Genomic DNA, 864 nt, shown 5'->3' on the forward strand with positions numbered 1-864 from the left:
GTAAGCCCAACGAAATGGCAGCCATATTTACAAATCCTTCTATGGCATTCCAGCATGATTGAATTTTTTGGATATCCCTATTGTCTGGAGATACGGTCTTACTATTTTTTTGGGGCTTCCGTGTCTGCTTTGGTAGCTTTTGAGACCAAAAATGACAGCTAAATGCATGTATAAGGTGTTTAAGCATTTCGAACATTACTTCAATTCTGCCTCTCAAACAGTAAAGCTCAATAGCAGCAATCGGATCTTGATCCAAATTACTGCACATCAAAACAATTGGACCATGAGACGTTAATGCAAAGACGAAGTTGATCAACCCTTGGGTCGGCTTCCACAGAAGATTCATTTGTAGTATTTTAATCTTTTCAATTTTGTCATAGATTCGGGCTGAGACATCATTAAAAAGATATAGGTGATCGAAGACTTCCATCAAGTGAATTTGCTCTCCATATTTGGTGGGTCTTCCAATCCCCAAGTAATCAGAGGGATCTGCCTGAAAATAAGCAACATAGTTTTTCTTTGCTTTAACGATAATTTCTACAGCAGGAACCTTAAAAGAGCACAACCAGACTGATTGAGCCAATATAAACACAGGGCCAACTGAAAAATATGCATCCAGTACAAGCAATGTCGGACGGTTGACATGCAAAGCGAAGTCGATTGCCATCAATACCATTTGTTGGCTCAAACTGGGTACATCTTCATCTGCTTTTTCACCAAGATGTGAGAAGCCTTGATGCATCGTAAGCTTCAAGGGTAAAGCAAACGGCATGCTGAGGCTGCCGATGCCCAAAGCTAAAGCACCCCAGCATTGTCCCCTAAAATAGGATGGTTTACTCTGGGTTTCTGAATCTTGACGCAGTG

At 41.0% G+C, this 864-nt stretch carries 1 protein-coding gene; it reads right to left on the reverse strand.

What is annotated here, in order from left to right:
* A partial coding sequence (locus MTBBW1_RS28885) for a hypothetical protein (RefSeq protein ID WP_080810152.1) occupies positions 1-864 on the reverse strand: 864 nt, incomplete at both ends.

The organism is Desulfamplus magnetovallimortis (assembly GCF_900170035.1).
GTDB classification, from domain to species: Bacteria; Desulfobacterota; Desulfobacteria; order Desulfobacterales; family Desulfobacteraceae; genus Desulfamplus; species Desulfamplus magnetovallimortis.